Genomic DNA, 8,468 nt, shown 5'->3' on the forward strand with positions numbered 1-8,468 from the left:
GCGACACGATATGAACGTGTCGCGAAACACTACACCGCCATGCTCAATCTCGTATCAACGGTGATATGGCTGACATGATTGAGAACACTCCCTAGCCTTTCTTTGATTTAGTCTCTATTATTTCATATCATGCGACCATCCCAGCATAGCTTTGACACAAGGATAGATCACATGACAGCTAGCCAGGCCACTTCACTGAACTTCGATGACTCACAGGCACTTGTCCAAAAGGATGCCGAGCTTTCTGCGGCTCTCAAAAAAGTTGCAGAACTTGACTTTTCCATGTTGAACCGAAAATTTGTTGAGGAATACGGCTGGACAGCTGAGTTCTGTCAGGAAATTGAGGGCCTTTATCGGAAGTTTCTTGCATTGAATATGCGCTATCCCGATAAGAAGATCTGCCCTACGGGGCCTATTGATGAGTATTGGCACGCGCATATTCTGGATACACATGCTTATGCCAAAGATTGTGACGCGCTTTTCGGTAAGTTTTTACATCACTTCCCATATTTTGGCATGCGGGGACCCCAAGATCGTGCCAATCTAGAAGCTGCTTTCGAAGAATCACTTGACCTCTTCGTGATCCACTTTGGGGTCGACCCTACAGCAGGCGATATTCAGGCGCGTAGTTGTGCGCCTCAACGTTGTCCGTAACCCTATGGCTGAGATCAAACGCATCTTCATGTTCGATAGAGATGAAGATGCGGCTCTGGAAAAAAGAAACACGCCTTTTTGGCTTGCACTACTTGGCCATGTCCAGGCTGATCGCGCTATTGATGAGGGAGGGACAATCCTTGATATCGGATGTCATCAAGGGGGGCTTCTCTCTCTGTCAAGAAAAAGGTTCAAAGCAGTACATCTGATCGGAGTTGAGCCAATAAAGGCTGCACGGGACCTAGCTCAAGCACGCCTTCAGCGTGAGGGTGTATCAGCCAAGGTTTTGCGAGAGAACGAATGGCGGCAGATTGGTGATCAGTCTGTCGATCTGGTGTTATCGCATGAGGTGCTGCCGTTTATCCAGGATTTGGACCAGCTGATAGCAAACATCCAAAGAGTTCTCAAGCCTCACGCATTTGCCTACGTGGTATCGGGGTGTCACTTGGAAAACCCGCTTTGGCCCATCTGGCGTGAGGAGCTCCAGAGTCAAGGACATGTTACTTACGGCCATAGCCCCATAGCACTGATGGAAGCAGCGGGAAAACAGGGTCTCTCACCATCTGTTCGTACGCTCCGAGATCATGGTTGGGCGCATTACAACCCTGCTGAGGAAGCAGCCTTTGCCTACCCCAGTGTTGAGGCATTGCTTGATCATCAATTTAAATACAAACTTCTTTTTCGTTTTCAGCGGATGGCTTGATGCATACTTACGAAGTCCAGATGCCTGACGATCTGGCACAACAGCTTTTGGAAACATCCCGCTCTGTAGGTCTGGAGCACCTGGAAGCAGGTTTGCTTGGATCAACATGGGAAGCGCCCGCATTTTTTCAATCATCTAAATGGGCTGCCTTTATCAAGCAGGTTGCGCAGGCGTGGCATGACAGGCACAGTCTTGTTGTTCGTGGTGTGCCCACGGATAACGGAGCTACAACGCTGCTTGTAGCCTTGAGTCTGAATTCGCATTTTAAACCCTACCGCGAAAATAAAATCGTCAAACATTTTAAGATGTCGCCTTGGACTACAGAGCTATCGCAAACGATTCAAGAGGGGCATTTTCATACCGACCTTAACACTTCACCAACACCTCCCGCCGCTACAGTCATTCACTGCCACAAGCCAGACCCCAACCCTGAAATGGGTGAGTCACGAGTGGTAGTGCTTGATGACTTGCTCAATGAACTTGAAAGGCGTAGTGAAGCCGAGACGCTTGCATTTCTAACAGAGGCCAAAGTGGATATGGTGGATGAGCGCAAACGGGGCTCCTGGTCTGGTTCCATTATTGAAGGTGACACCATTCGCTTTCATCCAGAAACCTTGCGTGCTGCAGCACAACGATTGGATTCGCTAACGCAAGAGCTGGAACACCATCTAACGGTCATCCACGAAAGCGCCATGGCGGTATCTGAACCGATTCATTTAGCACCGGGTGATGCACTTTTTGTCTCTAATCGGCGGGCACTACATTATAGAGGTGAATGCACGGTACAGTTTGCAAAGTTTCCACGCCAGTTTTTTGCTCGCGAAATATATGTCCTTCATCTTCAGGATGAGCCTCAGTGGAAAGTCTGAGACCAAAAGCGATCCATGTAGTTGGTGCTGATACCAACAATCTTAAAGATGTCGATGTTGCTTTTCCGCTCAATTCTATCTCTATGGTTGTGGGAGTATCTGGTTCAGGAAAAAGCTCTCTGCTACGGGATGTACTTGCATTAGAAGGAAATCAGCGTCTCAAAGAATTTCTCGGGGTCTCGCAGGATCATTTGGGTTTACCAATGAGTCGTGCGTTTGTCGATGCTTTACCTGCTACCTTACATGTCGGTCAGCGCGCTTTTAGAGCTTCCTCGCGGACGACTGTGGCTACAGCCAGTGGTTTACTTTCACTGCTGAGGCATATGTTTGTGCAGTGGTCTGAGCCTGTGTCTCCAGTTTCTGGCAGTGTTGTGGAGGCACCAACGGTTGAGCACTATGCTCAATGGCTTTTGCAGCATCATCAGGGTCAGATTACCATCTGGGCAATTCCTTTATCTTTTGTTGCCAATAATGGTATTGCTATGGCGGCAAATCTAGCTGAATTGGGCTTTGAAACTGCTACCGTACGCAGCGAAAGCGATACTCCCAAACAGTGGGAGCTAGGCCGCGAAATACGCTTGAGCCCTTTCACGCCACTTTCCAAACAGAGTCGCCATCTTGTTGAAGTGTTTGTGGGTAAGCTCGATTTAAGTAAGCGAACAGCACAAAAACAGAAGAAACTATTCGAACTGCTGACGTTGGCATTTCAAGCTGGTGAAGGACGTGTGTTTGTCGAAACACACAAGAGTAAACTGGCAGATCTTGACGGTGCTCACGGCGTTGGCCTCGATTCCCGTAAGCACTGGGTCACACCATCTGATCCACGTATATATCGCCCTGCTGATATGCATCTGCTTTCGTTCAATGCGCCGGAGCATGAATCCAGTGGTGCCTGTCCTTCCTGCAAGGGTTTGGGCACCTCCGCGAAGGTTGATATTACACAGCTAATCGTGAGTCCCGAGAAGTCGATGCACGAAGGTGCTTGTGTTTTATGGACTGAAAAAAACTACAAGTTCATCAATATTCAACATGACACCATAGAAGGTTTGAGAGGGATCGCTGATTTTGATCCAGACCTGCCATGGACTGAGCTTTCAGAAAGCGCTCGTAATCTGGTGTTGTATGGCAGTGGTTCGCAGCTAGTTGCCGATGTAGAACCGGAAACGAGGCGTCAGATGGGCAAGCCGCGTGTTTACCTCGGCTTAATTCCTGCCATCATGAAGCATGTGACTAATGGTACTCGGACAGCTGAGCGGCTTGCGTTTCTTATCAGTCATGGTCCTTGCGAGACTTGTGGTGGCTCACGATGGTCCCATGCAGTAAAAGCTCTCAACCTTGGTGGCCACAGTATCACCGACCTGCTTGAGACCAACTTTGCTGCGCTGGTTGAAATTTGTGCTGCTTCGGGTCGCTTTGGGAGAGCACTACCAGAAGCTGCCAAACCTTATTTGGACCAGCTCCGACGCCTTTCTCAAAGCCTTGTAGGCGTTGGTCTTGCGCACCTTAATGGTGCGCGTGGCATGCTCGAAATAAGCGAAGGTGAATCGCGGCGCATTCGTCTTGCGGCCGTTTTCGACGGCCGTCATCAGGGGCTTGGGCTGCTCCTTGATGAACCTGCACGGGGCTTACACGACGAAGATGTGATGCGGTTGGCTGAAACGCTCGAAGCATTAAGGGGGCAGCATACTTTGATCATCAATGATCATCGCCAGCGGCTTGCACTTGGTGTCGATCATTTCGTCGAGCTTGGACCTGCTGGCGGCCCTGAAGGTGGGCAGGTAACCTTCCAAGGAACTGTTCCTCAATCCTGGTGGAAAGAGCCGGAAAAGCTACAGCGGCAGCAGCTCCCAATTGAAGAGCAAGCGCCGCATCTGTGTATCTACGGCGCTTGTCGCCACAATCTGCGCAATCAAGATGTGCGTATACCGCTTGGCAGACTCATTTGTATTACGGGCCTGTCAGGCTCTGGCAAGTCTAGCTTGGTACATGGTGTGCTCAAGCCGGCACTACAAAATCCACAAAATCCAGATCCGCAAGGGTGGCAGAGGGTTGAAGGTTATCAACAGGTTGAGCAGGTCATTAGCCTTGATCAAGGCGCGCCACCAGCGAACCGTCGTAGTCTGGTAGCCACGTTGCTCGACATCGCCATAGACCTGCGCAACCATTACGCTGCTCTTCCCCTAGCAAAGAAGCACAATCTGCAAGCAAAGGATTTTGGCCTCAACAGTGGCGATGGTCGATGTCGTGAATGTTTGGGTATTGGCGAGACGCAAGATGGTTTGCAATGGGGGACCTGTGCAAGTTGTGGAGGCTTACGTTTTCAAAGCCACATTCTCAGCATTTACGATCACGGCATAAACATCGCCCAACTACTTGATCGGAGTATCGAAGAGTTATTGCAAAATCTTCCTCCTGTGTTGAATCGACATCATAACTTGCTTCAATCCATTTTGCAGCTTGGCCTTGGCCATCTTTCATTGGGGCGACGTACAGACACCCTCAGTGGTGGCGAGTTCCAGCGTCTGCGCATTGCAAAACAACTTAATCATCAGAAGAATGGCTCGCTGTTTCTGCTCGATGAGCCCGCATCTGGCCTACACAAAAATGACGTAGCCAATCTGATTCAGGCTGTCGATTATGTGGTTGCTAGCGGCAAGAACACAGTCATCCTTGTTGAGCACAATCTTTCGATGGTTTCTGCCAGTGATTGGGTGATTGAATTTGGACCTGGCAGCGGCCCCAATGGTGGTATTGTCGTTGCCACAGGAACCCCTCAGCAAATTGCTCAGACACAAACTGCGACAGGGCGCATGCTGAAAAGTTTGCATGAGACTAAAGTTCCCCGGACTCAGAAAGCTGTGCCGCCCCTCGCTACTAATGAGCAGCTTGATTCTGTTGATGCTGCGGCTACTTTGAGATGGTTTCGGCGTTTATTAGGACACGATATTGCGACTGTTTCAGGTCCTTCTCACGGAAGTGCTGCCACACCGACTGTTGTTTTTGAATTTGCCAAGGTTCATGAACAACAGTTGATACAATACGGTGGCCTTGACCGGCATCTGCTCAGCTTTGCATTGGAAAATTATATGCATACCACAGATGTGTTCAGTGCTGAAAATCTCCTAAATCTTTGGTGTCAGAGCCCTGAAGCGCAACTGCAGATCCAGCCTTTTCTTCAAGATTTTTTCATTTGGGGTCAAGAGCTTCCGCATAGTATTGCAGAAGGAAGACTTACTTATCTCAAGAAACAGGGCTATGAAATTTTTTCACATAAAAATTATCTTGAGGCGCGTGCAACAAGTAAAGATTTTCAATGTGTAGCAGAAACTACACGCCATCAACGTGAGCAGGCTTTAGCTAAAGCGCTGGCGATAGGGGCTGGTTATGTTGAGCTTGAATATAAGGGGAGGTGTATTGGCAAATATACGACACGCTTTGTCGATTTGCAGCGAGGTGTAGTTGGTCCACTGGCGATGTCACCTTATGACTTTTCGCTGAAAGGAGAACGCGGAAAATGTCCGGCCTGTAAAGGCAGCGGCAAGCAAATTACTTGGGATTTAAATCTCATTATTGCTGATCCTCGTCGCTCGATTCTGGACAAAGAGCTCTTTAGTCCTTCTGCAATCGAGATTTTTAAGGGTGTTCATCGGAATGTGCTAACACCTTTTTTTAAAATGATGATCAAAGAGGGACTTTGGTCTGAGGATGATTCGTGTTCAAAGTGGACGCAAGCTCAGTGGAACCTCGTGAATTATGGCTTTTGGTCGCGGCCAGGTCTTGGCAGTTTTCTTAAGAAAGCCAAGGTAAATCCCAATGAAGTATCTTCTTGGTTACGCTGGGACGGTCTGTATCATCACCTGCAGCAAAATCTGGAACGGGCTGACCATGTTTGGGCAAAAGAGTTGCAGGCTACTAGAAATGAAATCGATTGCCCTGTATGTGATGGGCTTGGCCTTAAGGGCTATGTAGGCTTGTTGCATCTGGGTAATCACAGTTACAGTGACTGGATTCGTCATGGGACTGTGGCAGAGCTTCACGGCTGGTTAGATCAATGCTCACTAGCGGGTCGTCAGCAGCAAAATGGTCTACGTCTAAAGACAATCATGGAACAGTTGGTACATAAAGGGTTTGGCTATACCCAGCTTTTCAAACCTGCACCCCAGCCTGTATATAATGCGCTTGTTCCCAGTGTGGTGCAGGCTTTTACACATATGCCGTTGATTGTAGAGGAGTCTTGATGAAGCACGCTTCGCAATACCAGTTATATGGTTGTTTTGGCGACCGCTACGATATGCATACGCCTAGACATCATTACCAACACGATCATGCTTTTGTGATCGAAGAAATTCAGAAGAATCACGAACACGCACGTCTTCTAGATATTGGCTGTGGAAGCGGTGTATTCTTGGAAAAAGCGCTGCAGGCCGGCCTCGATCCAATAGGACTTGATCCCGCTGCTGCCATGCTCCAACTTGCACGTGAGAAAGTCGGTGAGGAGCGTCTGCACCTGATGGCCATGCAGGATCTGGAATTCCAAAAAGAGTTTCATGCGATAGTTTCTCTTTCGTGGTCACTTAATTACGCTGCGAACGTCGAGGAATTGACTGATATACTTAGGCGTATCAAGCGCGCTTTGCTGCCTGGAGGGCAGGTTTTTTTCCAGATCGCGCACGCACCTCATGCGCCTAAGGCATTTGCTGACTTCTTTGTGGATCAAGAGCCTGGTCTTGGCGACGCACAAGATATTACTTTTAAATATCGATTTGCTACACGTGACTTCGAGACACTTCTTGCGCAATATCAATTTCACTGTCATTCCACCGGTGAATATTTTGAGGAAACTCATTTATTGAATGTTGCTGATGCAGAGATGGTCGCTCAGATTATGCGAGGTCTTGGTTTTAAAAATGTAAAGCTTTTGGAAAACCATCAAGGCGACCCCTTTCAGAAAACCTTTAATCCCTTTCTGATTGCGAGTCTACCCTTTGAAAAATGATCTCGTCCGTTTTAGTCGTTTTGTGTGTCCGGTGCTATATGACGAATATGTGGAGCTTCACCATATTAATTTTGGAACTTGTTCTCGCATAACTCACGATGATTACAAAGCGTTTACGTCTTACGCCCATTTTAGGCCTCTTCAGCCAGCACATCAGAAATGGTATGAAGCTCAAATTCTCGTTAAAGCCGAATGTGATTTGCCAGTAAAAGAACAAAGCAAACCTTCAACTGAAGGTGCTTTGGCTTTAGCTTATCATCATTGGTATTGGCAATATGAAATCGAGACCCAGAGAGATTACCGTTGGCTTGGCCAAGTAGCAGTAAAAATGCCAACTGATCTTTTCTTCTATCAAGAACTTATCTATTCCCAAAAGCAGTCACGAATCCTTGAAGTGGGCTACGGGCGAGGTGGTAGCCTCTACTTCATTCATACAATCCTACGTTTGTTAAATCGCAAGGGTACCCTCGTAGGCGTTGATTTTCAGGTTACACCCGTTGAAGGGTTTGATAGCGGGAGCCAGCCTTGGCTTGTTCATGGAGATGCGAAAGATACTCAAACGCTTGAAAAGGCTAAAACCATATGCGCGGAATACGACCTGGTTATTCTCGATCTTGGTGGCCGTGATCATCTCAGCCTTGAACTACTCCCGATGTGGGCTCAGCTAATTGCTCCGAATGGTGTCATTGTTGTCGAAGACCTTTGGTCAGATTCTGACCACAGTTCTGTGATTCAGGTCCTCGACACGTTCTTGTTGCAAAATCGTCAATTTGGGCTTCATCTCGAGGCAAATCGCTATCCTTTTCTCAAAGGGATTGCTTTACGTAGGATTGGGTGATAAGGCACAGCTTTGTGCTGTGGATTCAATTGATCGATGCAACACACTGATTAAACCGTTCTGCCAGGGTCTCATAATCAAGCGTTTTTCTTGGCCGGGCATTCAGTTGTCTAGCTATTTCATCTAATTCACCTTGTGAGTGAACTGATAGATCGGTTCCTTTCGAGTTAATGTCAAATCTGGTGTATGGGCATCAGGCCGCGTTCCTGTCTGATTGATCCTGTACTTGTTCGCCGTTCTTGAACTTCACATTGTTGACCACGAGGGTCAGCAGATTAAATCCCTTGATCCGCTTCCAGTTCTTCTGTGCTGAGTATGCGCCAATAAATCAGCACCTTTTTTCCAGCCACTGACCGCCGCACACTGATTCCATCGTCACCTACGCGAGGAATCCATCATGAACTCAAC

The 8,468-nt window shown here is 48.0% G+C and carries 6 protein-coding genes and 1 pseudogene; 6 read left to right on the plus strand and 1 reads right to left on the minus strand.

Annotation, left to right across the window (positions count from 1 at the left end; all coding sequences use genetic code 11):
- Positions 1–171: 171 nt before the first annotated feature.
- Genes KTN04_RS16245 through KTN04_RS16270 form a run of 6 tightly spaced genes read left to right on the plus strand, consistent with a single transcriptional unit; the run spans position 172 to position 8,060 of the window.
- A complete protein-coding gene (locus KTN04_RS16245; protein ID WP_217336275.1) occupies positions 172–654 on the plus strand; it encodes a glycine-rich domain-containing protein in 483 nt (160 codons plus the stop codon).
- A 4-nt stretch (positions 655–658) separates the two neighbouring features.
- Positions 659–1,357, plus strand: a complete 699-nt coding sequence (locus KTN04_RS16250; RefSeq protein WP_217336276.1) for a class I SAM-dependent methyltransferase — start codon at positions 659–661, stop codon at positions 1,355–1,357.
- A 20-nt stretch (positions 1,358–1,377) separates the two neighbouring features.
- A complete protein-coding gene (locus KTN04_RS16255; protein ID WP_217336277.1) occupies positions 1,378–2,226 on the plus strand; it encodes a TauD/TfdA family dioxygenase in 849 nt (282 codons plus the stop codon).
- Positions 2,214–6,464, plus strand: coding sequence for a hypothetical protein (locus tag KTN04_RS16260; RefSeq protein ID WP_217336278.1), 4,251 nt, complete (start codon positions 2,214–2,216; stop codon positions 6,462–6,464). The genes KTN04_RS16255 and KTN04_RS16260 overlap by 13 nt, the downstream gene beginning before the upstream one ends.
- Positions 6,464–7,222 (plus strand): class I SAM-dependent methyltransferase, encoded by a 759-nt coding sequence (locus KTN04_RS16265; RefSeq protein WP_217336279.1) that lies wholly within the window; start codon positions 6,464–6,466, stop codon positions 7,220–7,222. The genes KTN04_RS16260 and KTN04_RS16265 overlap by 1 nt, the downstream gene beginning before the upstream one ends.
- Positions 7,212–8,060, plus strand: coding sequence for a cephalosporin hydroxylase family protein (locus KTN04_RS16270; RefSeq protein WP_217336280.1), 849 nt, complete (start codon positions 7,212–7,214; stop codon positions 8,058–8,060). The genes KTN04_RS16265 and KTN04_RS16270 overlap by 11 nt, the downstream gene beginning before the upstream one ends.
- 25 nt (positions 8,061–8,085) lie before the next feature.
- On the opposite strand, the pseudogene KTN04_RS16275 reads toward KTN04_RS16270, so the two are convergent.
- Positions 8,086–8,223 (minus strand): annotated as a pseudogene (locus KTN04_RS16275) (IS30 family transposase); the annotation flags it as partial.
- Between the last annotated feature and the right edge of the window lie 245 nt (positions 8,224–8,468).

The sequence above is a fragment of the Marinobacterium weihaiense genome (assembly GCF_019061305.1).
Taxonomy (GTDB): Bacteria; Pseudomonadota; Gammaproteobacteria; order Pseudomonadales; family Balneatricaceae; genus Marinobacterium; species Marinobacterium weihaiense.

Bases quoted from the DNA above. Each gene is read 5' to 3' on its own strand.
- KTN04_RS16250 (WP_217336276.1), top strand. From the start codon at position 659: ATGGCTGAGATCAAACGCATCTTCATGTTCGATAGAGATGAAGATGCG.
- KTN04_RS16255 (WP_217336277.1), top strand. From the start codon at position 1,378: ATGCCTGACGATCTGGCACAACAGCTTTTGGAAACATCCCGCTCTGTA.
- KTN04_RS16245 (WP_217336275.1), top strand. From the start codon at position 172: ATGACAGCTAGCCAGGCCACTTCACTGAACTTCGATGACTCACAGGCA.
- KTN04_RS16265 (WP_217336279.1), top strand. From the start codon at position 6,464: ATGAAGCACGCTTCGCAATACCAGTTATATGGTTGTTTTGGCGACCGC.